We start from the raw sequence: 24,829 nt of genomic DNA, 5'->3' as shown, positions 1-24,829 counted from the left end.
CGGGTATCCGAAACGTTTAAACTCATGAGCCATCTTACCAGAATATATCTTAATACCTGTAAGTAAAAACAGTACTGCGAGTAATACTTGAATTACCGTGCCGCCCTCGAACACCTTGAAGTCGGTGGCGCGGTACTGGTCACCGAACGCGTGACGGCCGATGATGATCGGCTTGGTCCAACCGGGGACCAGACGCGGCACATTCGAGATGATGATCGGCGCGCGGAAAATGGTGCCGCCGAGAATATTGCGGATGGTGCCGTTGGGCGAGCGCCACATCTTCTTCAGGCCGAATTCCTCGACCCGGGCCTCATCGGGGGTGATGGTGGCACATTTGACACCGACGCCGTGCTCTTTGATGGCGTTCGCGGCGTCGATGGTGACCTGGTCGTCGGTCTTGTCCCGATACTCGATACCGAGGTCGTAGTACTCCAGGTTCACATCGAGATAGGGGTGGATCAGCTTGTCCTTGATGAACTGCCAGATGATCCGGGTCATCTCGTCGCCGTCGAGTTCGACGACTGTGCCTTCAACCTTGATCTTGGACATGGATCTTCGTGTCCTCCTAGGATGGTGCCCTCATTGCACGGCCAGGCGAACACGCTTGTGAGCGGACCCTAGCTGTTCCAACAGACAACGTATATGTCCCGCGTTGTCCGCGGGACATGTGGTGCAAACAAGACAAGCGTACTGCTGCCATTGACCGCACCGCGCGGGCAGCCCCCGATGTGAAGACGCTCGAAATTGTTACCGACAAGTAGGTCGGCAGTGACGTGCACCACCGCGAAATAGCAATGCCCGGGTATCCCGAAGGACGCCCGGACAAGCTATTTCATGATCAGACCGCGAGCGGAATCCGCGCGCCCTCCTCGGATCCCTCGATCAGGTTTTCCGGCTTGTCCCGAATCATCAACGCGATCACCGGAATTGCGGCGAGGAAGAATCCGGCCCCGACATAGAACGCGACATCGTAGCTGTGGATCGAGGCACGGGCCATCAGGTTGTCGACCGCCGGGTTGTTCTGCGCGAAGGTCTTGGCCGTCTGCACCGAGATCGTGGTGAGCAGCGCGGTACCGACCGCACCGCCGACCTGCTGGGCCGCGTTCAGCAGCGCACTGGCCACACCCGAATCCTCCTCCTCGACCTGATGCAGCGCGACGGTCTGCATGCCGACGAACAGCGGGCCCATGCCGAGAGCGATCAGCACCTGCGCGGGCAGCACACTGGCCGCGTAGCTGTCGCCGAAGCTCAGCTGTGCCAGCCACACCAGCCCCAGCACACCGAGCACGGCACCCGCCACCATCAGCGGACGCGGGCCGAGCTTCGGCAGCAGCGCGCTGGTGACACCGGCGGAGATCGCGATGCCCGCCGGGAACGGCAGGAAGGCGAAGCCGGCCTTCAGCGACGAGTAGCCGAGGGTGATCTGGAAGTAGTAGCTCAGGAACAGGAACATCGCGAACATGGCGATCGGGATCAGCAATGCGGCGATGAAGGCGCCGCCGCGGTTGATCTCACCCGGAATATGCAGCGGCAGCAGCGGATTCGTCGAGCGACGCTCGATGACGACGAAGGCGATCAGCAGTGCGACACCGACGATGAGCAGCCCGAGGGTGCTCCCGGCCAGCCAGCCGTCCTCGGCGGCCCGGCTGAATCCGTACACGATGGCGATCAGACCGAGCGTCACGGTGACCGCACCCGGGACGTCATAGCCGCCGGTACGCGGGGTCGGCACATCCTTGACCACGAACGCCAGCGTGCCGAGCAGCGCGAGCAATGCGACGGGGGTGTTCACCAGCAGGCACCACCGCCAGGAGGCGTACTCGGTCAGCGCGCCACCCACGATCAGGCCGAGCGCCGCACCACCCGCGGAGATTCCGGCGAAGACGCCGAAGGCGGTCGCACGCTCCTTCGCCTCGGTGAAGGTCACCGAGAGCAATGACAGCGCCGCCGGTGCGAGCAATGCCGCGAACGCGCCCTGCAGCGCACGCCCGGCAAACAGCTCGGCGCCGTTCTGCGCCAGACCGGCCACCGCGGATGCCCCGGCGAAGCCGATCATGCCGACGATGAAGACTCGGCGCCGCCCCATGTAGTCGGCCAGCCGTCCGCCGAGCAGCAGCAGACCGCCGAAGATCAGCGTGTATGCGGTGAGCATCCACTGCCTGTTGCCGTCGCTGATACCGAGATCCTGCTGCGCGAAGGGCAGCGAGATGGTCACGATGGTGGCGTCGAGAACCACCATGAGCTGGGCCAATGCAATCACCCCCAGCGCCAGCCAGCGCGTCGAGCTGGCCTGTCTTTCCGGAACTTCCACCACTGTCGCGGTCTCGCTCACTGTCTTCTCCTAGCCGTCTGAAGTCGTGCAGTCATCCTGTCATCGACAGACATTTGTCGTCAAGAGAAAAATGTCGCACTCGGACATTTGGCCGTAAAGGACACGAAATGTCCCGATTGCGATAGCATGGGGACATGCTCGAGTCATCAACGCCGATCGTCGCGAGCGCCGCGGCCAACGATGCTGTGCGCGCCCCAGCAAACCCGGGGCCCGGTGCGTCCAGCGGCGGCGCGAGCGTGGGATTGCGCGAACGCAAGAAGCAGCAGACCCGGCTGCGCATCATCGAGGTCGCATTGGACCTGTGCGACGCACAAGGATTCGACGCGACGACGGTCGAGCAGATCGCGAACGGCGCGGACGTTTCACCGCGCACCATCAACCGATACTTCGACAGTAAAGAGGACATCGTCCTCGGGCCGGTCAAGGATTTCGGCCTGGCCATCGCCGAATGCCTGCGCGAACTTCCGGTCACCGGCAATGAACTGCAATCGCTGCGCGAGGCATTCCTGCAGGTCGTCGATCACGCCGCGGAAAGCGTCGACGGCCCCATCTCGTTCCGGCGCTTCCAGCAGATGCAGCGGATCCTGCGCAGCAGTCCGACGGTCAGCGCGCAGAGTATGGAACTCGCCGACGATAAGCACGCCGCGATCGCCGATGTGATCGCCGAGCGACTCGACACCCAGCCCGACGCGCTGCCGGTGCGACTGGTGGTCGGCGCGTGGCAGCTGATCGGTCATCTCAGCATGGAATGTACGAACTCGATCTTCGACGATGCCGACGCCTCGGCCGCCGCTGCCGACGCCCGCAATGCGTTCACCACATCATTCGACGAGTTCATGCGGGTATGCACCGGGCGCACCGACGCCGCCGCGGCGGAAAACCGGTAACGGATTTCGGCCGACGACCGCACTCCGGTTACCATGTCGGTCAGGTCATGAGTGCCAGCGCGAAGCCCCGGCTTGCTGGACGGCAACCCTCCAGCTGCGGTGGGGTGCTCCGGGTGATGACCGGGCTCTCGAAAGCCGAGAGCAAGCGCGCACTTCAGGAGGTTCCCGCCATGTGTTGTTGTACGTCACCCGCATCCCGTTGAAACCTGCTGGCGAACAACCTCTTTGGAGCAAGACATGAGTGACCCCAACGCGTCCGCGACCGATATCGACGCCGCCGGAACCGATCCGGCGCAGTGGTCCTTCGAGACCAAGCAGATCCACGCGGGCCAGACCCCCGACGAGATCACCGGCGCACGCGCACTCCCGATCTACCAGACCACTTCGTACGCCTTCCGCGACACCGATCACGCGGCCGCGCTGTTCGGGCTGGCCGAGCCGGGCAATATCTACACCCGGATCATGAACCCGACCCAGGACGTGGTCGAGCAGCGCATCGCCGCCCTGGAGGGCGGTGTGGCCGCGCTGTTGCTGGCCTCCGGTCAGGCCGCGGAGACCTACGCGATCCTCAATCTCGCCGCCGCTGGTGATCACATCGTCTCCAGCCCGCACCTCTACGGCGGCACCTACAACCTGTTCCACTACTCGCTGCCCAAGCTCGGCATCGAGGTGTCCTTCGTCGAGGATCCGGACGACCTCGAGCAGTGGCGCGCGGCAATCCGGCCGAATACCAAGGCCTTCTACGGCGAGACCATCGCCAACCCCAGCAGCGCGATCTTCGATATCCGCGGCATCTCCGCGATCGCACACGCGGCGGGCCTGCCGTTGATCGTTGACAATACGGTCGCGACCCCGTATCTGATCCAGCCGCTGGCCCACGGCGCGGACATCGTCGTGCATTCCGCAACCAAGTACCTGGGCGGGCACGGTTCAGCGGTCGCCGGCGTGATCGTCGACGGCGGCACCTTCGACTGGACCGTGCGCGACGCGCAGGGTGAATCCCGCTTCCCCGGTTTCACCACCCCGGACCCGAGCTACCACGGCGCGGTCTTCGCCGATCTCGGCGCTCCGGCCTTCGCACTCAAGGCACGGGTGCAACTGCTGCGTGACCTCGGTGCGGCGGTATCGCCGTTCAACGCGTTCCTGATCAGTCAGGGCATCGAAACACTGAGCCTGCGGTTGGAGCGTCACGTCGCCAACGCACAGGCGGTGGCCGAATTCCTGAGCACACATCCGGCCGTGGAATCGGTGTTCTACGCGGGCTTGCCATCCTCGCCGTGGCATCGACGCGCCGCCGAGCTGGCGCCGAAGGGCGCGGGCGCGATCGTCGCGTTCGAGCTGCGCGGCGGCGTCGATGCGGGCAAGAAGTTCGTGGACGCGTTAGCCCTGCACAGCCATGTAGCTAACATCGGGGATGTGCGTTCTCTGGTAATCCACCCGGCGTCGACGACACACTCGCAGTTGACGCCCGCTGAGCAACTGGCCTCCGGCGTCACCCCCGGGCTGGTCCGGCTCGCCGTGGGTATCGAGGGGATCGATGACATCTTGGCCGATCTGCGAGCCGGTTTCGCGGCGGCCACGACGTGACTGTGAGTGCCGACCCGAGTACCGCCCGTTCGTCCGCGGTGGCCCTGCCACCGCCGGACGGGCGGCTCGGCATCATCGCCATCGGGGATGTGCGGCTGGAGAACGGCGCGATCATCCCGGACGTCCATCTGGCCGTGCAGCGCTGGGGCGAGCTCTCCCCCACGCTGGACAATGTGGTGCTGGTCGAGCACGCGCTGACCGGTGACTCGCACGTCGTCGGGGTGCCCGACGATATCCACCCGCTGCCCGGCTGGTGGGACGGCATGGTCGGTCCCGGTGCGCCGGTGGATACCGACGAATGGTGCGTCATCGCGACGAATGTGCTCGGCGGCTGCAAGGGCAGCACCGGGCCGTCATCGCTGGCGCCGGACGGAAAGCCCTGGGGCGCAAGGTTTCCGGAGATCTCCATCCGCGATCAGGTGACCGCGGAAGCGGCGCTGCTCGATCTGCTCGGCATCGAGCGCCTTGCCGCCGTCGTCGGCGGTTCGATGGGCGGCATGCGCGTGCTGGAGTGGATGGTCGGCGCTCCGGAGCGGGTCGGATCCGCACTGGTGCTGGCCGTCGGCGCACGCGCCACCGCCGACCAGATCGGCACGCAGACAACGCAGATCGCCGCCATCAAGGCCGATCCGGACTGGCAGGGCGGCGATTACCACGACACCGACCGCGCCCCCATGACCGGCATGGGCATCGCCCGGCGCATCGCGCACCTGACCTACCGGACCGAGGGCGAACTCGATCACCGCTTCGAGAACCACGCGCAGGGCGATGAGGATCCGTGGCACGGCGGCCGCTACGCGGTGCAGAGCTACCTGGACCACCAGGCCCAAAAGCTCTGTAGCCGTTTCGATCCCGCCACCTACGTACTGCTCTCCGAGGCGATGAACCGGCACGATATCGGCCGCGGCCGCGGCGGCGTATCGGCCGCGCTGGCCGCCACCCCGGTCCCGTGCGTAGTCGGCGGTGTCGATTCCGATCGCCTGTACCCATTGCGAACCCAGCAGGAATTGGCCGACGGCCTCCCCGGCTGCGAAGGTTTGGAGATCGTACACTCCCGCGACGGACACGACGGCTTCCTGACCGAAGCGGCAGCGGTCTCGAAGCTGCTGACCGAAACCATGCGCCTGGCCCGAATCAGCCGCACTCGCTGAACTCTCGCCGCGATAGTCAGCGGTTCGGCATCGGTGCCGCCACGCGACTCCGGTCTGTCCGCGATCGGTTGGTCGGACAACAGCGCCCCGGGCCGGACTGCTGGGCCCGGGGGCTATTCGGCGTTCGGGTGGGTCAGCCGAAGCTGCCGGTGCTCGGCTTGCCGGTGACGTCGATGGTGATGATGTCGGTGGTGGAGGCGTAGTCGTGGTTGCCGGTTGGGCGGTCGAAGGCGCAGGCGCCGCGGAGGTGTACCTGGCCGGTGGGGAGGTTGCCGTTGCCCAGGGAGGTCTGGACCATCTTGCCGTCGGCGATGGCGAAGGAGGTGGGGTTGTTGCCGCCGAAGATTTCGCCGGTGTCGGCGTTGTAGACCCAGCACACGCCACGGTCGTTCGGGTTGTGGAACTTCGCCGAGACGGTTCCCGTCAGCGCGAAGACCTCTTCCATCACCGGGGGCTCCAGCCCGCTGGCAGTGGCGGTGGCGCCCGAGCCGAAGGTGATCGCGATGGCCGGAAGCGCGGTCAGCGCGAGTGCGGGAAGTCGTCGATTGGTCACGATCGAGATCATGCCATTCCCATCGGCGTGCCCATGTCTTCCGGGCTGGGAAACCTAATCGAGTTGGACCGCAACATTATTCAGCTCGCGGTGTGGCTGCGTCGGGCGCGCCGACGAGCAACCGCACGATGGAGCGGACGAAGCCTTCCAGTCGCTCGCGGGGGTATTCCTCGGGTGCGCTGACCGCGAGCCTGCCGAGCATTTCCGCAACGCTCAATAGCGAGTTCGTGAGCAGTCCGGAATCCATCCCCGCCCAGCGCGAATCGACCGCCATACCCATGCGCACCAGCGACTCGGCCTGATCGAAGACGCCGGTGCGCGAATCGACAAGTGCCGCACGGTATTCGTCGGGGGCAGTGCCCGGTCCGGCGAGGATCAGCCGCCAGCGCGTCGGATTCTCCAGTGCGACACCGACAAACGCTGCAACAGTCGCGGAGGCGACCACGACGGGATCCGCGCCGAGCAGATCGGTCGGCAGCGTCGCGGCCACCTGTTCCAGGCCGCGCTCGCGTTCGCGTTCCAATAGTGCGGCAACGAGTTCGGCGCGCGTCTTGAACACGGTGTACAGCACCGGTTTTCCGACACCCGCCTCGTGCGCGACCGCCTCCATGCTCAGTTCGTGCAGTTCCATTCGGCTCAGCACCGCGTAGGCGGCGTCGAGCAGTTGGGCGCGACGCTCGTCGGGCGGCAGGCGGGGCGCGTATCGCCGTCGCGGGCGGTTCGATGCGGCCTGCTTCGACGCGGAACGCGATTCGGTCACTGTCGGTTCACCTCCATTCCGCGTCCATCCTGTCAGCACCGGCCACGGATTCGGAATCCGTCCGCAGATAAATGCTACGGGCCCGTTGTATTGTCCGATCGTAATTGCTACGGTTGCGTTGTATTCGCCGCTCAGGGAAGGCGAGCAGGCAAAGGAGCAGCAGATGGCCTTCGATCCGACCACACTTCGCCGGGACGACTACGGTTTCTTCGGCCCCGATTCGCCCAGTTGGAAGATCTGGACCGCACCGACCGCCGTAATCGGCTTCCAGCGCGCGGTCGTCCTCGAGCATTTCGATCCATTTCTGACCGCGGCCGTCGCCGACTCGCAGGGCATCTACACCGATCCGCGCAGCCGCCTCGACCACACCTTCGCCTACTTCCTGCTCGTCGCGATCGCCGACGGCCGCACCGCCATCCAGGCCTCGGAACACCTGATGCAGGTGCACGCCCCGATGACCGGCATCGAACCGATCAGCGGTAAGCGCTACAGCGCGAACAGCCCGGAAACCCAGCTGTGGATCCACATCACCGGCTGGCATTCGGTACTCAAGGCTTACGAGGTCTTCGGACCAGGGCCGCTCGGCCCCGAGGAGGAGGCGCGCTACTGGCAGGAGTGCGGGATCGCCGCCGAGCTGCAGAGCTGCAAGCCGGAGGAGGTGCCGCGCTCGCGCGAGGAGGTGCGCGCCTACTTCGCGAAGGTCCGCCCGCGCCTGTGCACCTCCGAGCGTGCCGAGGAGGGCATGCATCACCTGCTGTGGACCTCCCCGCGCAATGGCGCCGGGATCAGTTATGCCCTCGGCAGTCGGTTGCTATCGCTGGCTTCGGTTGCCACGCTGCCGAAGTGGATGCGTAAGCTCGGTCGCTTCGATCGGCCCGGAATCGTGGATCTAGCGGTTCACCCGGCCGCCAAGATCATCGTGTGGGGCACGAAGGCGTTCAACTCGTTCGGACTGATCGTCGCCGCGCCGTACATCGCGCCGATGGCGGGTCAGATTCTGGAACAGCATCTGAAGGGCGAATCGCCGACGCGACCGGAGACGGTTACGCCGAGCGAGGCGCGGCGGTTGTACGGCGGGCGTGGGCGGCGTGCGGTCGCCGGTGCGAGCTAGCGCTGCCCCCCGAATTCCGTTCAGGGATAATCGAACCGGCTGCCGAGATAGGCTCGCGATCGCTGCGAAATTCGCCTGATGCAGCGCATCCATCCTTCCAATGGTCCGACCGCATCGTCCGGTCCGGCGGCCAGGGCGCAACGCGGTGGTGTTGACCGCCGCAGGGTCGCCTTGTTGCCGGGGTGGATGTCGTACAGCTACGAGATATGTTGCGCAGCTGGCGAATCCGCATTCCACCGGTCAGCCCGCAACGCGGCGGCGAGCTTCCTCGATGCGATTGATATTGACCTCGATCCAATCGCGCAGCGCGGCAATCGGAGTGCGCAGGCTGTGGCCGAGGTCGGTGAGGTCGTAGTCGACGCGGGGCGGAACCGTGGGATGCACTGTGCGCGTGACGAATCCGTCGGTCTCGAGTTGCCGCAGCGTTTGGGTGAGCATCTTCTGCGAGATGCCCTCGATGCGGCGGTGTAGATCGGTGTAGCGCATGGTTCCGTCGGCGAGGGCGTCCACGATCAGCACGGTCCATTTGCCCGCGACATGGTCGAGCACCTGTCGGGTGGGGCATTTCGCCGAGTAGACATCGGCAGGCAGCCCACTGGCCTCGATCACCGTACGCACCTTTTGGAGTGTAGCGCACCAACAAGTGCTGTCTTCCCATTAGTGCGCCACTCTCCAATAGTAAGAATCATGAACGCACAAACACTTTCGGTTCCCGCCGCGATCCGCACTCGCCGCACCACCCGCCACTACCGCCCGGATCCGGTGCCGCCCGAACTGCTCGCCGAACTGCTGGATCTGGCGGTGGAGGCGCCCACCGCCTGGAATATGCAGGACCGTTCGATCGTGGTGGTGACCAGCGCATCCGGTCGCCGCGAACTGTCGAACGCCGCCTTCGGCCAGCCGCAACCGCTGGAGGCGCCGGTGGTGCTGGTCTTCGTTGCCGAGACGACAGCCTGGGCGGCGGAGAACACCGATATCGCCGAACTGGCAGTTCGCAATGGCGCGTGGAATGCGGAGTTCACCGCGATGTTCGCCGCGCGCGCCGAATTCCACTCGCTGCGCGAGCGCGGACTGCTCCGCGAGAACGCCGTGAAGAATGCGATGATCGCCGCGACCTACGTCATGCTCGCCGCCACCAGCCTCGGTCTGTCCTCCGCGCCGATGAACGGCTGGGACCCGAACCTGGTCAAGCAGGCCATCGGCATCGATGACCGTCCCGACCTCGCCATCGCGGTCATGGTCGCGGTCGGCTACAGCGACACCACCCCGCCGCACCCGGGCCGTCGCCCACGCGAGCGCATGGTATTCGCCGAACGCTATCCGTCGAGCTGACTCCGCATTCGGCGCTGATACGTCGGGGCAGCCGATTCCTTTCCGCAGCGGCCGGGGTCTACATGGTGGAAGGAGCGGCCCGCTGGACGGGCCGGTCTCGATCACGCACCGAGAAAGAAGGCTGATCACGATGAGCATCCCCGCCACCATGCGCGCCCTGCGGCAGACCTCCCTCAACGGTCCACAGGACATGTGTCTGATCACCGACGCGCCGGTGCCGGTGCCCGGCCGGGGCGAGGTCCTGATCCGGGTCGGCGCCGCGGGCGTCAACTTCGCCGATATCTCGCGGGCCTACGGCACGTTCCTGGGCGGCCCGCGGCCGCCGTACCTGGCGGGTTTCGAGGCTGCCGGCGAGGTCGTCGCCGTGGGCGACGCGGTGACCGGCCCGCAACCGGGAGCCCATGTCGTCGGCGTCGGCGACGGTGCTTTCGCCGAGTACATGGTGCTGCCCGCGGCCGCGGCAGTGCCGGTGCCCGCGGGTTGGACGGCACCGCAGGCGCTGGGTCTGGTCGTGAACTGGCCCACCGCGTTGGCAGCACTCAGGCCTCTGGGCGGCATCGCCGCAGGGCAGACCGTGCTGATCCACGCCGCGGCGGGCGCGACCGGCCAAGCCGCGGTCAGGATGGCCGAGCACTACGGCGCGACGGTCATCGCCACCGCCTCGCCGGGCAAGCACGAGACGGTGCTGGCACTGGGCGCCGACCACGTGCTGGACTCCCTCGGCGGCGACCTCGCCGCCGAGGTGCTGCGGCTGACCGGCGGCGCCGGTGCCGATCTGGTGTTGGAGTCGGCGGGCGGGGCCACCTTCGCCGCCAGCCTGGCCGCCACCAAGCGGGTCACCGGTCGGGTCGTCGTCTACGGCGTGGCGGGCGGCGAAGCCGCGATCACCAACTGGGAGCTGGTGTACAAGCACCAGGTCCAGATCATCGGTCTCAATATCGGCGTGCTGATCCAGTCGGCACCGCAGCTCTTCGGTGAGCTCATGGGTGAGCTGTCCGCGCTCATCGCCGCCGGCGTGCTCACCCCTGGCCGCCCGACCACGTACGAACTGGCCGACGGCTCGAAAGCGCTCGCGGAACTGGAAGCCAGGGCCACCGTCGGCAAACTGGCTCTGCTGCCCTGAAACCCCAGCCATCCCTCGAGCTGAGGAGCGGAACAAGTGAGCACAGAAATGCAGAACCGGCAGACCACCGCGCATATGGCGCGATTCGTGGTGATGTACGACAAGCCGTCGGATATCGAGGCGTTCGAACGTCACTATCGCGAAGTTCATATTCCGCTGGCCAAGCAGCTTCCCGGCCTGCGGCGATACACGATCAGCCACGATGCGATGCCGGTGATCGGCGAGCCCTGCTACCTGGTGGCAATGCTCGACTGGGACGACATGGAATCGCTTGGCGCGGCGCTGGGCTCCGAAGCCGGCGACAGGACGGCCGAAGACCCCATCACGAATCTTTCCCGATACACCACGATTCGCGGCATGATCGTCCAACTCGAAGACACGTGATCACCCCCGCGCCCTGCCGGTGACGTCACAGGCGGTTGCCTCCGCCTGAATACCGGCTGACCTGCGGTTCGATTCCTTCGCCGCGGCGTGGCGGTCGTAATGGGCGACAGTCCCGACCAGCGGGGCCGGTCGTGAGAAGGAGCAGCCCATGGTGTGCAAGCAGTCGATGGTGGTGCAGTTGTACCGGCGGTTGACGGTTCCGGCGGCCGACCTGTGCTGGACGGCCCGACGCCGACCCGCGGACCGGCTTAGGCTCGCCGCATGACGTCGCACGCGGGGACGGCACCGAACCGAGACCACTTCGTCGCCGAGACCGAGCGGTTCCGCCGGGAGCTGTTGGCGCACTGCTACCGCCTGGTCGGCTCGGCGCACGATGCCGAGGATTTGGTGCAGGAGACCTATCTGCGGGCGTGGCGGTTCTACGGCGGCTTCGACGGCCGCGCGTCGATTCGGTCCTGGCTCTACAAGATCGCTACCAATGTCTGCTTGACGGCGTTGCAGCGGCAGCGGATCCGGGTGCTGCCCTCGGGGCTGTCCGGTCCCTGCGACGGACCCGACCGTCCGCCGAGTTCCGTTGCGCCGGACGAGGTCTCGTGGCTGGAACCGCTGCCGGACAGATGGATCGCCCCGGCCGACGACGATCCGGCCGCAGTGGTAGTCGCACGCGAGTCGCTGCGGCTGGCACTCATCGCAAGCCTGCAGCATCTGCCCGCCCGCCAGCGCGCGATCCTCATCCTGCGCGAGGTGCTGGCGTTCTCCGCGGCCGAGACCGCGGAGATCCTCGACACCACCGCGGCCGCGGTCAAGAGCGGTCTGCAGCGCGCCCGCGCTCGGCTCAACGAGCTGGAGCCGGAGCCCGAGGAACTGCTCGAACCAACCGACCAGCGGGCACGCGCGCTACTCGACGGCTATATCGCGGCCTTCGAGCGCTCCGACGCCAACCTGTTGGAACAGGTGCTACGGACGGACGCCACGCTGGAAGCGACGCCATTCCGCGAATGGCAGGCGGGCCGGGCGATGTGCATCCACATGCTCGACGCGTACGTGCTCGGCACGCCGGGCGACTGGCGGATGATCCCCACCACTGCCAACGGCCAACCGGCAGCCGTTGTGTACCGCCGGGACGGGGATGGCGAACTCCGGGCGAGCGGCACCGTGGTGCTGGCCCCGACCGCCGCCGGTGTGTCCCGGGTGATCGCGTTCGAGGATCCCGCACTGGTCGCGACGTTCGGATTCCCGGATGTGCTCGCGGACTGACCCTGGCTCGGCGTACCGACGGCACACCGGGGCGACCGCCAGCACGATCCAGCGCAGCCGGCGGGATTTACTCGGCGGCGGCGTCTCGGGCGCGGCGGCGGCGCGGCTCCGCCCGCGGTGGACGCATCGCCGCGGCGCGACCGGCGTCGGTATTCGGCGGCGGGGTGTCCTCGTCCTGACCGGAGGCCGCACCCACGACGCGGTGCATGCTCGGCGGCATGCCGCAAGAACGAGCCTGCGGGGCTGGTCATCGGCGCAGCACCCGACGGAGGGCGTTCCGCCAGTGGGTTACGTCGGGAGGGGTGGTGTCGCGAGGTGAAAGTCGTTGCGCCTCAGCCGACATCGCGGAATGGCGGTGACGCATAGGCTGCACCTCGGCCTATGGATGCCGCCTTGACGGGGCGAGTCGCCGATGGGCAGACTGGGCCGATATCGCGCCCGGTCGAGTCGACGGGCATTCCGGTTCATGGACGAAATTGGGGGTAGACCATGGGTATTCATCGTGCCGTCATGACGTTCGCGCTGCTGGGCGCGGTATTCACCGGTGCGACGGCGTGCTCGGACGAGCCCGCCGCGACCAGCCCGGTAGCGGTGTCGACCACGGTGGCCCCGGCGCCGACCGCCCTCGGCCCGCTCGGCTTCGGCAAGCTGCGACTCGGGATGAACCGCGCCGAGGCCGAGGCCACCGGGGAAATCGCCGCCTTCGCCGACACCAACGATCCGCCCGGCTGCGGCCGATACACCGCGCGCGCGGGCTGGCAGGGCTTTACCAATAACGGCGAAATAGTCGCGATCATGCCCGGCAGACTTGCGGCCCGCACCCCCGAGGGCATCGGCGTCGGCTCCACCGTCGACGAAGTCCGCGCCGCCTATCCGACGCTCGAGATCGGCTACAACTGGAGCTCCGCCGCGGTCCCCGACCACTCCGCACACTACGGCTTCCTCGGCATCTACCGGAATATGCCGGCCGATGCCAAGGTCACCCAGCTGATGCTCTACAACGACAGGGACACCTGCCACAACTAGTGCGTCGGCACCGCCGGATACGGCGAAAGTCGTTGCGTCTCAGCTGACGCCGAGGGTGTTGATGGTGGCGGCGATGAAGACGATGGCGGCGCCGAGGATGCTCAGCGCGGCAACATCGAAGGGCTTGCTACGCACCGCGAGCAGTCCGACCCGCGCGGTCGGCAGGCACAACCGGAATGTGGCCGCGAGCAGTGTCGCACCGCCGAAGAACAGCGCGCCACGACGCCACCGGTCCCAGGCCACGAAGACGACCGCGAGCAGAATGACCGCCGTCACAACCAGCATCGGCAGGTGGCAGCGCAGGAACTGCTCACCAGGGCTGTTCCTGTCGGACTGCCGCTCGCTGGCAGTCGAGTCCACGTCGGTCACGCCCCGATTCTTGCAGACGGCCCGCCGCCGCTCGCAGCAGTACGATGCGTCGGCGCATCCACGCACCGAGTGGCCGTTCATAGCTACTGTCCCGCAATAGGTTTCGTGGCAAGTGGCACGTGTTAAATCAGACATTGCCCCCACCTACTACGCGGCGTAGTTTCAACATGAAGAATCCATCCGGCACAAGGGGGTACGGACAATGCGAGCACTGACCCGGATTCGGCACTATGTACGGGCGCTTCGGCAGGCGAAACGGAACCGATCCGACCTGTTCGGCTGGCTCATCCGCCGTCCACAGATCCTGTTCGGCACGGTTGGCTACGAGACAGCAATGCTGTTCAGCAACCAATTGGATCCGAAGCTCAAGGAACTGGCCGAACTGAAGACCGCCGGGCTGGTGAACTGCGAGTTCTGCCTGGATATCGGCTCGGCACTGGCGCAATCGAGCGGTCTCACCGAACAAAAGCTCGTCGACCTGCCGCGCTACCGCACCAGCGATGCCTACACCGACCTGGAAAAGCTGGTCATCTCCTTCGCCGAGGCCATGACCGCCACCCCCGCCGTCGGCATCGACGACCTGCGCGCCCAATTGCTGACCCACCTGTCCAAGGCACAGTTTGCCGAGTTGGCGGCCACCATCGCCTGGGAGAACCAGCGCGCCCGGCACAACCAGGGGCTCGGCGTCCGCCCGACCGGTATGGCCGAAGGCGGGGCATGCGCCCTGCCGGAGCGCCCGGCGAAGTAGACCACGCCGTTCCCGGCCAGCCCGGCCGACCTGGTTGACTGCACTGGTGCTCCGTCTGATGTTTCACGATTAGAACATCGTCTACGGTTTGACTCATTGATGGCGCGGGCGCGGACGGTGGCACGCCCTTAGAATCAGCGTTATGACCGCAGCGCATGACTACGACGACCTGCACAGCTTGGTCGATCGGCTCACGCCGGACCAAGCACATGCACTGCGCGCCGTCGCCCTACAACTAGTCGTCTCTGATGCCACTGAACGTAGCCCAGCAAGTGAACTGATCGGTGAGCGGCGCAGGCGTCTCTCCTTCGCAGGCTTGATGCATGCCGAGTCCGATCTCGCCGCGAAGTCAGAGGAAGTCCTGCGCGAGGAACGTGGTGGGCAAGCCGAGTGATCGTCTGCGACACAGGCCCACTCGTTGCGGTACTCAATAGCAACGACGCCGATCATCGACGCTGTCTGGATCTCCTCGAGCTGCACGCTGGGCCGCTACTCATACCCGGCCCGGTGCTTGGAGAGGTCTGCTATTTCCTGGAAACTCGCGTCGGACCGGAGGCTGAGGCCAAATTTCTGGAATCAATCGCGAACGACGAAATCAAACTGGTCGATCTCACACGGATTGATCTTCTGCGGATGGCCGAACTTGTCCGGAAGTATGCCGACTTCCCGCTGGGAGCAGTCGACGCGTCTGTCATCGCCGTCGCCGAACGATTCGATGTGGGCGAGGTGGCAACCTTGGATCGGCGACACTTCAGCGCCGTCCGAACCCGCCACCGCGCACCGCTTCGGCTACTGCCCGACTAACCAACTCCTGTTCCCAAGCCTTAGCGCCCCGGCCTCGCCGTGAGTGGGAGCAGGGCGGGCGGTAGGTCGGCGAACCAGCTGTGCAAGCACCTGGTTGACTGCACTGGTGTTCCGTCTGATGTTTCACGAGCCAGTCATCCCGGGTAATACCGGCAATGCGATTCGCCTGGTCGCCGGAACGGGGTGTGAGCTGCATCTGATCGAGCCATTGGGGTTCGATCTTTCGGAGGCGAAGTTGCGGCGGGCGGGATTGGATTACCACGATCTGGCTTCGGTGACGGTGCACAAGAATCTCGCGGCGGCATGGGATGCGGTGCGGCCCGAGCGGGTGTTCGCGTTCACGACGCAGGCGAGCAGGCGGTATACAGATGTGGCGTATCGCGAGGGTGATGTGCTGCTGTTCGGCACCGAACCGACGGGGTTGCCCGCGGAGGTGCTCGACGATCCGCACGTCACCGACCGACTGCGCATTCCGATGCTGCCCGGTCGCCGCTCGATGAACCTGTCCAATGCCGCCGCCGTCACCGTGTACGAGGCTTGGCGCCAGTCCGGTTTTCCGGGCGCGGTATAACGCCTGTGCCGGAATGAGTTTCAGCGGTCGACCTCGAAGCGTTTGAAGCGCGAGGTCGCGCCCGCGGCGAGGCGGACGGCCGATTTGGGAACGCCGTAGTGTTCGGCCAGGAGTTCGATGGCGGCCTTGTTCGCCTTGCCTTCCACGGCGGGAGCGCGGACGTACAGCTGCAGGGTGCCGTCGTCGAGGATTTCGACGAGTGGGCCCTTACGGCTGTTCGGTTTGATCGTTGCCCTGACCACCGTCGGCACCTGTATCTCCTATCGTCCCAGTACTTTTCGCCGTCCCAGCGCCTTTCGCCGTGTCAGTGCCCTTCGCCTTGTCAGCGCCCGCACCCGTCCCGGCACTCACACCTGCGTCGGCACCCTCCGCTGCCGTTGCGCCAGCACGGACCAGCGCTGCGGAGGTATCGGCCCCGCCGGTGGATTCTTCCGGACTCGCGGCCCCACCCTTGCGCACACGCCGTACGCCCCGCACCACACCCCACACCACCGCGCCGATCGCCACGACGAACCCGAGCCACGGAATCGCCTTCCCGGTGAATACGACCGCGTCCTTCAGCCAATCCACCAGCGAATGCCAGCCGGAGACGATGCCGTCCCAGAAATTGGACGGACCCGCATCGGACTTCTTGTCCTCGGTGGTGATTTCGATGGTGAGTGTGGACAGCGCGACCTGATCGTCGAGATGGCGCTTCTGCGCGGTGAGGCTGTCGAGTTCGCCTTGACGACTCGACAGCGCCTGTTCGGCGGCAATGAGATCCGCGGTATTGGTCGCCCCGGCGATGAGCGCGCGCAGCCGGTCGACCGAGGCCTGCAGCGCCTTGATCCTGGCGTCGAGGTCTTCCCACTGCGTGGTGACGTCATCGCGGTTGGTGCTCATCCGGGTGACCCGGCCGACGCCACTGAGGCCGTCGATGAATTTATCCGTCTTATCCGCGGGCACCCGAACGGTGAGCGTGGCCTCCGGATCGGTGTCGTCGGTCCCTGGCTGCTCGGTGCGGCTGTCGACCCGCCCGCCGACCTCGCGCACCCGATCGGTCACCTGACCGGCCGCCTTGATCGGATCCCCCGCGGTGATATCGACGCTGCCGGTAATGACCTCCTTGCGCGACTCGACGGTGTTCCCGCCGGTATCGCCCTTCGTCGGGGATCCCTCGCGCAGGCTCGGCGGCGGCGCCATCGGCGCGATGGTCGCCAGGCTCGACCGCCCCGAACCGGTACTGTCGCCGCCCTTCTCATCACCACAGCCGACCAGCAACGTCACACCCAGCAGGCCGATCACCAGCACAGCAAGCTTCCGCATGGACGCAGGGTAGCCGCTGTAGTGCCTTCGGTCACGAAGCTCGTCGCGGGCCGTCCGCCGAGGTCGGAGCGATACCGACCAGTTCGACGAGGAATCGTTCGATCTGAGCGGCGAGCGGCGGCCAGATCGGATATCTTCCGCCTCGACGAGGGCAAGCTGGTCGAACACCGGGATGTCATCCAGCCGGTCCCGGAGCAGGCCGTCGATGCAAACGGAATGTTCTGAGCATCAACGGAAGTCGCGCGACTTCGAGTCGATGCGGAGGTCCATGCGCTGTAGATGTTCGGCGACGACGCTGACCGCGCCCTCGGCGTTCTGGACCCGGCCGCGAATGAGCAGGGCGGTGGCGCTCTGGGCCAAGCGGCGGTAGCGGGTCCAGAGGCCGACGGAGCAGACGACATTCACCATGCCGGTTTCGTCCTCCAGGTTGAGGAAGGTGACACCGGCGGCGGTGGCGGGACGCTGGCGGTGCGTGACAGCGCCGCCGACCAGGACACGGGAGCCGTCGGGCACATCGAGCAGTCCGGCGGCCGGGATGACGCCGAGCGCATCCAGTTGGGGGCGTAGGAATTCGGTGGGATAGCTGCCCGGAGAGACGCCGGTGGCCCAGACGTCGGCGGCGGCCAATTCGAGTTCGCTCATACCGGGCAGAGCCGGTGCGGTGGTGGCGGCGCCGGTGCCGGGGAGGCGGTCGGGGCGCTCGCCCGCCGCGGCGCCCGCCGCCCACAGCGCCTCGCGGCGGGTGCTGCCGAGACAGCCCAAAGCGCCTGCGGTGGCGAGGGATTCGGCTTGGGCAACGGTGAGTTCCACCCGTCCGGTCAGGTCGAGAAATGAGGTGTACGGATCCGTCGAGCGGGCAGCGACAATGCGTTCGGCAAGGTCGGTGCCGATGTGCCGGATCGCCGCGAGACCGAGACGCACCTCCGTACCGCGGTTTTCGAGGGTGGGTTCGGCACGGCTGGCGTTGATATCGGGGCCGTGCACCAGAACGCCGTGCCTGCGGGCGTCGGCAACCAATGACTGCGGGGAGTAGAAACCCATCGGCTGGGCGCGCAGCAGTCCGGCACAGAAGGCCGCCGGATGGTGCAGTTTGAACCATGCCGAGTAGAACACGATCGAGGCGAAGCTCTGCGAATGGCTTTCCGGGAAGCCGAAATTCGCGAAGGCGTAGAGCTTCTCGTAGATGCGGTCGGCGACATCCCCGGTAATGCCGTGCAGATCGCGCATGCCTTGATACAGCCTGCCCTTGAGGCGCTCCATGCGTTCCGGGGAGCGTTTGGAACCCATGGCACGGCGCAGCTGATCGGCCTCGGCGGCGGTGAAACCGGCGACATCGATGGCCATCTGCATGAGCTGTTCCTGGAACAGCGGCACGCCGAGCGTGCGTTCCAGCGAATTCTCCAGCGCCGGATGGTCATAGCGCACCTTCTCGAGGCCATTGCGGCGCCGGATGTAGGGGTGCACCGAGCCACCCTGGATCGGGCCGGGGCGGATCAGCGCCACCTCGACCACCAGGTCGTAGAACTTCCGCGGCCGCAGTCGGGGCAGGGTGGCCATCTGCGCCCGCGACTCCACCTGGAACACCCCGACCGAATCGGCGCGCGAAAGCATGTCGTAGACGGCGGCTTCGGTCAGGTCCAGCTTGTGCAGCTCAACCGTTTCGCCCTTGTGCTCGCGCACCATATCGATCATGTAGTGCAGCGCGGAGAGCATGCCGAGGCCGAGCAGATCGAACTTCACCAGATCTATTGCGGCACAATCATCTTTATCCCACTGCAGCACGCTGCGACCGGGCATGCGCGCCCACTCGACCGGGCAGACATCGGCGATGGGCCGGTCACAGATCACCATGCCACCGGAGTGGATGCCCAGATGCCTCGGCAGACCCTCGATTTCGGCGGCCAGCTCCAGCACTTCGGCGGGAATATCGGTGCCGTTCTCGGTCCCGACTCCCGTCCAGCGGCTGACCTGTTTACTCCAGGCATCCTGCTGTCCAGGCGAAAAGCCCAGTGCGCGTGCGGCATCGCGGACCGCGGACTTACCGCGATAGGTGATCACATTCGCCACCTGAGCGGCATACTCCCGGCCGTACCTGGTGTAAACGTGCTGGATCGCTTCTTCGCGGCGATCGGATTCGATATCGACGTCGATATCGGGTGGGCCGTCGCGCTCGGGTGCGAGGAATCGTTCGAACAGCAGGTCGGCGGCGACCGGATCAACATTGGTGATGCCGATCGCATAGCAGACGGCCGAATTGGCCGCCGAACCCCGGCCCTGGCACAGGATGTCATTGTCCTTGCAGAAGCTGACGATATCGTGCACCACCAGGAAGTAGCCCGGAAACTTCATCCGGTTGATGATCGCGAGTTCGTGCTCGATCTGCCGATACGCCTTGGGATTTCCCTCCGGCGGGCCGTAGCGCCGAGCGGCGCCCGCCAGGGTGAGTTCACGCAGCCACGACGCCTCGTCATGGCCAGCGGGCACATCGAACGGCGGCAGCTTCGGCGCGATCAACTTCAGATCGAAGGCACATTCGCGGGCCAGCGTCACCGCATTCGCCACCGCCTGCGGACAGGCGGCGAACAGCTGCGTCATCTCCGCACCGGAGCGCAGATGCGCACCGCCGGTCGGCGCCAGCCAGCCAGCGATCTCGTCGAGGCTCCGGCGCGCCCGGATGGCCGCGAGCGCCATGGCGCGGCGACGCTGCGCGGGTGCGGCGAAATGGGCTCCGGTGGTGGCCAATACGGGCAGGCCGAGGCGGTCGGCGAGTGCGATCAGGAGGGCGTTGCGTTCGTCGTCCTCGGGGATGCCGTGGTGGGTGAGTTCCACGCTCACCCGGTCGCTGCCGAAGCGCTCGGTCAGATCGCACAGCGCGGCCTCCGACCGCACGAGCCGGGTATCCCCCGCCCGCAGATCGTGGTCGAGGGCTTGGCGCACATGGCCTTTGCGGCAGCCGGTCAGGATGTGCCAGTGCCCGTCCGCCGCCGCGGTGAGCGCGTCCAGGTCGTAGCGCAGGATGCCCTTCTCGCCCGCGGCCATATGCGCTGCCGCGATCTCGCGGGACAGGCGACGGTAGCCCTCTTGGCCGCGGGCCAGGACCAATAGATGCGGACCGGCCGGATCCGGCGCACCGGTACGCGGCATCGAATCCGGGGCGCCCGCATGGCCCTCGGCCACCGGACCACGCACGGACCGACCGCGCCGCACGGACTCCGAGCTCCCCTGCGATCCGAGCGACAACTCCGATCCGAAGACCGTCGGCATACCCCATTCCCTGGCCGCCTCGGCGAAGCGCACGGTTCCGTAGAAGCCGTCGTGGTCGGTGAGCGCAATCGCCTCCAGCCCCAGCCGCACCGCCTCCTCCACCAGCTCCTCCGGCTGACTCGCACCGTCGAGAAAGCTGTAGGCCGAATGCGCGTGCAACTCGGCGTAGGGCACCACCGGTGCACCGGTTGGTTCGACCGGCTCGGCCCGATACTCCCCGCGCTTGCGCGACCACGCCGGACTGTCGCCACCGTCGCCGGGATACATCGCATCCGGATTCGTCCGGCCGGGACGCCCGGAGAGCACCCGCTCCATCTCCGCCCAGGTCGGCGGGCCGTTGCTCCAACCCATGACACATCACCTCCTCACATAGTCGAACATACATTCGAATTGCGAGGGAGGTGTGGACACCCGCCGAATCAGGCGGCCGGGAGCGGCTCCGTCGACTTCCCGGCCAGCGCGGCCTCGACCTTGCCCAGACTCGAGCGGATCACGGCGCCATAGGCGTCGTTGGCGAGGACATCGAGATGGCCCCGCGCGATGGTCAACTGCATATAGGCCACATCGAAGTCACCCACGCGACGATGACTGTCGGCGAGGTTCAGGTAGAGCGAGGGCAGGAATCCGCGTAGCCCCTCATCGAGCGGAACGCCGGGGCCGAATACCGCGGCCAGCGCGCGCTGATCCCAGCGCAGCGCATCTTCGGCCGCATTCTGCAGATCGGCAAGGTGATGCGCAATCACACAGCGCTGCAACGGATCTCCACCGTCGCCGAGCTCGTCCCACAATCCCTCCAGCATTCGCCGCGCCGCCTCCGGATCACTGCCGGAGAGCCGCACCGCGGCAAAGACTTCCGCCATCCGATCGTCCGCCATGCGCAGAGTATCGCACATATGTTCGATAGATTCGAGGCCGACTCGAACACCTCGGCGCGCCCCCGGTTCGAACGCTCGACGTGACGAACCGCACTTGGCAGGTAAACTTACTTCAGAGTAAGTTCATGCCAACTCGACCTGCAAAGGAGCAGCGATGACCCGAGCTTCCGCTGACGACACCCACCTGCGCGGGCAGATCCGGCGCAGCCGCGACCTCACGGGGCGGCATGTGCTCATCACCGGCGCGTCCTCCGGCATCGGCCGGGCCGCCGCGCTGGCCGTCGCGGACAAGGGCGCCATCGTCTTCCTGCTCGCCCGGCGCGCCGACGAACTGGCGGCCGTGGTCGAGGAGATCCGGGCCGAGGGCGGCACCGCCTACGGATACCAATGTGACGTAACCGATTCCGATTCCGTCGACCGCACCGTCAAGACCATCCTGGACGAATACGGCCACGTCGACATGCTGGTGAACAATGCGGGCCGCTCCATCCGCCGCGCCATCCACCGCTCCACCGACCGGCTGCACGATTTCGAACGCACCATGGCGGTCAATTACTTCGGCGCACTGCGATTGACACTGGCGCTGCTGCCGCAGATGCGCGAGCGCAAGTTCGGCCACATCGTCAATATCAGCAGTGCCGGCGTGCAGGTGGCTACCCCGCGCTTTTCCGCCTATCTCGCGAGCAAGGCGGCGCTGGATAAGTTCACCGAGGTCGCCGCGGTCGAAACCATGGCCGACGGCGTCACCTTCACCACCATCCACATGCCGCTGGTGCGCACCCCGATGATCGCACCGAGCGGTGATCAGGGACCGTCGGAATCGCCCGAATGGGCGGCGGCCACCATTGTGCGCGCGCTGACCGAACGGCCCAAGCGCATCGACGTACCGCTGGGCACCTTCGCCGAATACGGCGCGCTGCTCGCCCCGAAGATTCGCGACCGCATCCTGCACCGCTACTACCGCGCCCTGCCCGATTCACCCGCCGCCAAGGGCGAGCAGGTGGATGCCGCGGACGACGAACCCGCGCAGCCCCCTGCTCCGCGGCGTGAACCGCGTCCGCTGTCGCCCGCCCGCCGGGTTACCGGCACCGCCGTGCGCCGCGCCGCCCGCTGGGTCCCCGGCACCCACTGGTGATCCCGCGACCTTCATCCCGCAGGGGGCGATAAAGGTCGCCGCGAACGGGATATGGCCGCGGTGGCTTTCGAAGACCGCCGCGGCCATGTCCCGTTCGGCGTTCTCAGCCGGAGACGAGGCTGTTGACCGCGCCTGTGGTCAAAGACTGGATCCGGTCGGCGACGAGCGCGGTGACGGGTTTCGGGGCGGCACCGCAACTGGCCTGGCGCGGAGGCAATCCGACGGTATGAACCGTCACGCGCCAGCGGCGGCCGTCGCGATGGGTTACCACCGCGACCCCGGCGAGGGTGGGATCGGTTGCGGCGGAGTCTGTTTCGAGTCCGACGGTGAGATCACCGACGCCCGCCGAAACCTGTTCGCGTACCGCGATTTCGGCGACCTGCTCGACCGGCCCATGCCCGCTGCGACCGCGCAGACCGGCCAGCGAGACGGTGCCGCGGCGCGCGGCCTCGACCGCCGCGATGGCGGCCGCGGTATCGACGCGGCCATAGGTCAGACCGGAGGGCAGCAGCACCATGGCCGGAGCGAAACGATGGCCGCCGGTGTGCGAGCACTCCCAGACCTGGTCCGGATAGTCCGCGGCCAGATTTGCGGCGATCGGGCGGCCGAACAGCGCACAGCATTGATCGCGTTTCCCGTGCGCGCAGACCAGGATCAACGGATCATGCACGGGCGCGCCGATTCCCGGCGGCGGTCCGTTCAACAGTCGCAGGTCCAGCTCGAGCAGCTGCTTCAGATCGGTGATCTCGAAGCGCTCACACCAGGAGCCCTGCGCACCCGAACTGGCGAGCAAAACCGTTCGGGTGCCGGTGAATTCGCTGCGTCCCGGTCGCCGGATCAGCGTCGGGCGCGCCTTCGCCGCGGACGTGCGGGCGGCGAGTTCGGCGGTGATCTCCCGGCCGAGCACCTCGTCACCGATCACATCCCGCCCCCACGCACCCGGCTGCTCGACGCACAGCCACCCCGTCACCCGAGTTGCCGTGCCGGGCAGGGGCACATCGACCGCGGCCGCAGCCGAGCACAGCATTCCTTCGAATCCGGCCATCAGTCCAACGTCTGTCCGTCGACGAACCGCTGTACGCACTTCTCGATGCGCTGCGCCCTGGTCTCGGGTTTCCCGGCGTCGGCGAGCAAATAGCCGACGTCGGCGCGCTGTTGATTGCGTCCGGAGCCCTTTTTGGCGAAGCGCGGCCGGACCCCGTCCACCGAGGGGTGGTTGTCGACGAGACAGTCGCGGAACGACTGCTCGTCGGCGAGAAACAGAACCGGACGGTCTAGCACGGACATCGCTTCACTCTAGAATCCGCCACCCCGGGACCGCGCCACGCACGGCGAAATCCACGTCGATTGTGAGTCGGAACGCCGGGACCAGGGTGCGGCTCAGTACGCGGCAAGGAATGGCAGAACGGTGGCCTCGAATTCGCGGTAGCGGTCGCGGTGAATGCTGTGACCGCAACTGAAGGCGGCCACCGCGCAGTTCTGGATGGCGGTGCGCATGGTCGTCAGCTTTTCCGGATCGACCATGCCGCCGGGCCCGCCGCGCAGCACCAGGGTGGGCGCGGTGATATCGGAGAGCCGATCCCACCACTCCGGATTCGGTTTGCGGAACTGCTCGAGCGCGGTCCGCGTCATCGAGCGATCGAAGGCCAGCACCGCGCGCGGATGCCGGATCAGGCTGGTGGTGGCGTGCCAGAGTTCCGGAATCGTCGGAAAGCGACGGGTCAGCTTCACCTCTTCATCGCCCGAGCGCAGCGGCATCGGACACTCCTCGATGACCAGCCGCCGCACCAACTCGGGCCGCTCCTGCGCGACACAGGAGACCGCATAACCACCCAGCGAATGCCCGACCAGATCCACCGAATCCAATCCGAGCCGGTCACACAGGTTCAGCACGTCGACGCCGAATTCGGCGAACAGATACGACTCGGTATGCGCACTACGCCCGTGTCCGCGCAGATCGGGAATGATGACCCGCCGCCCGGACCGCACCAATGTGTGCGCGAACCGATCCCAGGTATGCCCGTCCCCGCCCATGCCGTGCACCAACACGACCGGCGTGCCAGCGCCGACCGCGGAATCCCGATAGGCGATCTGCACGCCGTCGAACGCAGCCCTGGTCACCGTGAGATCCACGATTTCCGAGGTTACCGGCTCTGTTATCGGCCGCGCGGGCGCGGCGTGTTCGCGGCCCCCTTGGTCTCGCGTCCGAGCCGTCGAGACTCGCGCCTTCGGCGCATGCGCTTCGACGACTCGGA

The 24,829-nt window shown here is 66.6% G+C and carries 28 protein-coding genes and 1 riboswitch; of the genes, 14 read left to right on the top strand and 14 right to left on the bottom strand.

Annotated elements, in window-relative coordinates:
- Positions 1 to 549 (bottom strand): isocitrate/isopropylmalate family dehydrogenase (locus ABZW16_RS33830; RefSeq protein WP_354960173.1); only part of this gene is annotated, 549 nt, incomplete at its 3' end.
- Between the two features lie 289 nt (positions 550 to 838).
- On the bottom strand, positions 839 to 2,332 hold the full coding sequence (locus tag ABZW16_RS33825) for an MFS transporter (RefSeq protein WP_354960172.1): 1,494 nt from the start codon (positions 2,330 to 2,332) through the stop codon (positions 839 to 841).
- A gap of 134 nt (positions 2,333 to 2,466) precedes the next feature.
- Here ABZW16_RS33825 and ABZW16_RS33820 point away from each other — a divergent pair, with 134 nt between their 5' ends.
- The 3 genes from ABZW16_RS33820 to ABZW16_RS33810 all read left to right on the top strand — a co-directional run bounded on the left by ABZW16_RS33820 (position 2,467) and on the right by ABZW16_RS33810 (position 5,957).
- Positions 2,467 to 3,219: a TetR family transcriptional regulator gene (locus tag ABZW16_RS33820; protein ID WP_354960171.1), complete on the top strand. Its 753-nt coding sequence runs from the start codon at positions 2,467 to 2,469 to the stop codon at positions 3,217 to 3,219.
- A 43-nt stretch (positions 3,220 to 3,262) separates the two neighbouring features.
- Positions 3,263 to 3,373, top strand: a riboswitch (SAM riboswitch).
- An 83-nt stretch (positions 3,374 to 3,456) separates the two neighbouring features.
- Positions 3,457 to 4,806, top strand: a complete 1,350-nt coding sequence (locus ABZW16_RS33815; RefSeq protein ID WP_354960170.1) for a bifunctional o-acetylhomoserine/o-acetylserine sulfhydrylase — start codon at positions 3,457 to 3,459, stop codon at positions 4,804 to 4,806.
- A 38-nt stretch (positions 4,807 to 4,844) separates the two neighbouring features.
- Positions 4,845 to 5,957: a homoserine O-acetyltransferase gene (locus ABZW16_RS33810; RefSeq protein WP_354960177.1), complete on the top strand. Its 1,113-nt coding sequence runs from the start codon at positions 4,845 to 4,847 to the stop codon at positions 5,955 to 5,957.
- A gap of 133 nt (positions 5,958 to 6,090) precedes the next feature.
- Here ABZW16_RS33810 and ABZW16_RS33805 read toward each other — a convergent pair whose 3' ends face one another.
- Positions 6,091 to 6,510 carry a hypothetical protein gene (locus ABZW16_RS33805; RefSeq protein WP_354960169.1) on the bottom strand — a complete coding sequence of 140 codons (420 nt, stop codon included), beginning with the start codon at positions 6,508 to 6,510 and terminating at the stop codon, positions 6,091 to 6,093.
- A 76-nt stretch (positions 6,511 to 6,586) separates the two neighbouring features.
- Positions 6,587 to 7,270, bottom strand: a complete 684-nt coding sequence (locus tag ABZW16_RS33800; RefSeq protein ID WP_354960168.1) for a helix-turn-helix domain-containing protein — start codon at positions 7,268 to 7,270, stop codon at positions 6,587 to 6,589.
- 163 nt (positions 7,271 to 7,433) lie between these two features.
- Here ABZW16_RS33800 and ABZW16_RS33795 point away from each other — a divergent pair, with 163 nt between their 5' ends.
- Positions 7,434 to 8,381: an oxygenase MpaB family protein gene (locus ABZW16_RS33795; protein ID WP_354960167.1), complete on the top strand. Its 948-nt coding sequence runs from the start codon at positions 7,434 to 7,436 to the stop codon at positions 8,379 to 8,381.
- 240 nt (positions 8,382 to 8,621) lie between these two features.
- On the opposite strand, the gene ABZW16_RS33790 is transcribed toward ABZW16_RS33795, so the two are convergent.
- Entirely contained in the window at positions 8,622 to 8,999 is a 378-nt protein-coding gene (locus tag ABZW16_RS33790; RefSeq protein ID WP_354960166.1) for a helix-turn-helix domain-containing protein, read from the bottom strand.
- A 69-nt stretch (positions 9,000 to 9,068) separates the two neighbouring features.
- Here ABZW16_RS33790 and ABZW16_RS33785 point away from each other — a divergent pair, with 69 nt between their 5' ends.
- From ABZW16_RS33785 to ABZW16_RS33770, 4 genes are all read left to right on the top strand, one after another.
- Positions 9,069 to 9,713 carry a nitroreductase family protein gene (locus tag ABZW16_RS33785; protein ID WP_354960165.1) on the top strand — a complete coding sequence of 215 codons (645 nt, stop codon included), beginning with the start codon at positions 9,069 to 9,071 and terminating at the stop codon, positions 9,711 to 9,713.
- A gap of 130 nt (positions 9,714 to 9,843) precedes the next feature.
- The gene (locus tag ABZW16_RS33780; protein WP_354960164.1) at positions 9,844 to 10,836 is read left to right on the top strand and encodes a zinc-binding dehydrogenase; all 993 of its coding nucleotides are present in this window, start codon (positions 9,844 to 9,846) and stop codon (positions 10,834 to 10,836) included.
- A 75-nt stretch (positions 10,837 to 10,911) separates the two neighbouring features.
- Entirely contained in the window at positions 10,912 to 11,220 is a 309-nt protein-coding gene (locus ABZW16_RS33775) for an EthD family reductase (RefSeq protein ID WP_354960163.1), read from the top strand.
- A 261-nt stretch (positions 11,221 to 11,481) separates the two neighbouring features.
- Entirely contained in the window at positions 11,482 to 12,477 is a 996-nt protein-coding gene (locus ABZW16_RS33770) for an RNA polymerase subunit sigma-70 (RefSeq protein ID WP_354960162.1), read from the top strand.
- Between the two features lie 67 nt (positions 12,478 to 12,544).
- Here the strand turns inward: ABZW16_RS33770 and ABZW16_RS33765 are convergent, their stop codons facing one another.
- On the bottom strand, positions 12,545 to 12,685 hold the full coding sequence (locus ABZW16_RS33765) for a hypothetical protein (protein ID WP_354960178.1): 141 nt from the start codon (positions 12,683 to 12,685) through the stop codon (positions 12,545 to 12,547).
- A 302-nt stretch (positions 12,686 to 12,987) separates the two neighbouring features.
- On the opposite strand from ABZW16_RS33765, the gene ABZW16_RS33760 reads away from it, so the two are divergent.
- The gene (locus ABZW16_RS33760) at positions 12,988 to 13,503 is read left to right on the top strand and encodes a hypothetical protein (RefSeq protein WP_354960161.1); all 516 of its coding nucleotides are present in this window, start codon (positions 12,988 to 12,990) and stop codon (positions 13,501 to 13,503) included.
- Positions 13,504 to 13,542: 39 nt separating this feature from the next.
- On the opposite strand, the gene ABZW16_RS33755 is transcribed toward ABZW16_RS33760, so the two are convergent.
- Positions 13,543 to 13,788, bottom strand: a complete 246-nt coding sequence (locus tag ABZW16_RS33755) for a DUF3017 domain-containing protein (RefSeq protein WP_354960176.1) — start codon at positions 13,786 to 13,788, stop codon at positions 13,543 to 13,545.
- 286 nt (positions 13,789 to 14,074) lie between these two features.
- On the opposite strand from ABZW16_RS33755, the gene ABZW16_RS33750 reads away from it, so the two are divergent.
- From ABZW16_RS33750 to ABZW16_RS33735, 4 genes are all read left to right on the top strand, one after another.
- Entirely contained in the window at positions 14,075 to 14,620 is a 546-nt protein-coding gene (locus ABZW16_RS33750; protein ID WP_354960160.1) for a carboxymuconolactone decarboxylase family protein, read from the top strand.
- 142 nt (positions 14,621 to 14,762) lie between these two features.
- Complete coding sequence (locus tag ABZW16_RS33745; RefSeq protein WP_354960159.1) at positions 14,763 to 15,014, top strand: hypothetical protein; 252 nt, start codon at positions 14,763 to 14,765, stop codon at positions 15,012 to 15,014.
- Complete coding sequence (locus tag ABZW16_RS33740; RefSeq protein ID WP_354960158.1) at positions 15,011 to 15,424, top strand: PIN domain-containing protein; 414 nt, start codon at positions 15,011 to 15,013, stop codon at positions 15,422 to 15,424. Before ABZW16_RS33745 ends, ABZW16_RS33740 begins: the two co-directional genes overlap by 4 nt.
- Before the next feature lie 106 nt (positions 15,425 to 15,530).
- The gene (locus ABZW16_RS33735) at positions 15,531 to 15,995 is read left to right on the top strand and encodes a tRNA (cytidine(34)-2'-O)-methyltransferase (RefSeq protein WP_354960157.1); all 465 of its coding nucleotides are present in this window, start codon (positions 15,531 to 15,533) and stop codon (positions 15,993 to 15,995) included.
- A 20-nt stretch (positions 15,996 to 16,015) separates the two neighbouring features.
- Here ABZW16_RS33735 and ABZW16_RS33730 read toward each other — a convergent pair whose 3' ends face one another.
- From ABZW16_RS33730 to ABZW16_RS33715, 4 genes are all read right to left on the bottom strand, one after another.
- A complete protein-coding gene (locus ABZW16_RS33730) occupies positions 16,016 to 16,246 on the bottom strand; it encodes a DUF167 domain-containing protein (protein WP_354960156.1) in 231 nt (76 codons plus the stop codon).
- Entirely contained in the window at positions 16,203 to 17,300 is a 1,098-nt protein-coding gene (locus ABZW16_RS33725) for a DUF4349 domain-containing protein (RefSeq protein WP_354960155.1), read from the bottom strand. The genes ABZW16_RS33730 and ABZW16_RS33725 overlap by 44 nt, the downstream gene beginning before the upstream one ends.
- A 228-nt stretch (positions 17,301 to 17,528) precedes the next feature.
- Complete coding sequence (locus ABZW16_RS33720; protein WP_354960154.1) at positions 17,529 to 20,915, bottom strand: error-prone DNA polymerase; 3,387 nt, start codon at positions 20,913 to 20,915, stop codon at positions 17,529 to 17,531.
- Positions 20,916 to 20,983: 68 nt separating this feature from the next.
- A complete protein-coding gene (locus ABZW16_RS33715) occupies positions 20,984 to 21,439 on the bottom strand; it encodes a hypothetical protein (RefSeq protein ID WP_354960153.1) in 456 nt (151 codons plus the stop codon).
- Between the two features lie 154 nt (positions 21,440 to 21,593).
- Here ABZW16_RS33715 and ABZW16_RS33710 point away from each other — a divergent pair, with 154 nt between their 5' ends.
- On the top strand, positions 21,594 to 22,574 hold the full coding sequence (locus ABZW16_RS33710) for an SDR family NAD(P)-dependent oxidoreductase (protein ID WP_354960152.1): 981 nt from the start codon (positions 21,594 to 21,596) through the stop codon (positions 22,572 to 22,574).
- Between the two features lie 103 nt (positions 22,575 to 22,677).
- Here ABZW16_RS33710 and ABZW16_RS33705 read toward each other — a convergent pair whose 3' ends face one another.
- From ABZW16_RS33705 to ABZW16_RS33695, 3 genes are all read right to left on the bottom strand, one after another.
- A complete protein-coding gene (locus ABZW16_RS33705; RefSeq protein ID WP_354960151.1) occupies positions 22,678 to 23,619 on the bottom strand; it encodes a sucrase ferredoxin in 942 nt (313 codons plus the stop codon).
- On the bottom strand, positions 23,619 to 23,861 hold the full coding sequence (locus tag ABZW16_RS33700; protein WP_354960150.1) for a hypothetical protein: 243 nt from the start codon (positions 23,859 to 23,861) through the stop codon (positions 23,619 to 23,621). The genes ABZW16_RS33705 and ABZW16_RS33700 overlap by 1 nt, the downstream gene beginning before the upstream one ends.
- A gap of 93 nt (positions 23,862 to 23,954) precedes the next feature.
- Positions 23,955 to 24,707 carry an alpha/beta hydrolase gene (locus tag ABZW16_RS33695; protein WP_354960174.1) on the bottom strand — a complete coding sequence of 251 codons (753 nt, stop codon included), beginning with the start codon at positions 24,705 to 24,707 and terminating at the stop codon, positions 23,955 to 23,957.
- Positions 24,708 to 24,829: the final 122 nt, after the last annotated feature.

It is taken from the genome of Nocardia sp. NPDC004604, from assembly GCF_040609795.1.
Lineage (GTDB): Bacteria > Actinomycetota > Actinomycetes > Mycobacteriales > Mycobacteriaceae > Nocardia.
The sequence above is the reverse complement of the archived record's forward strand: the minus strand, read 5'-3'. Positions and strand labels throughout refer to the sequence as shown.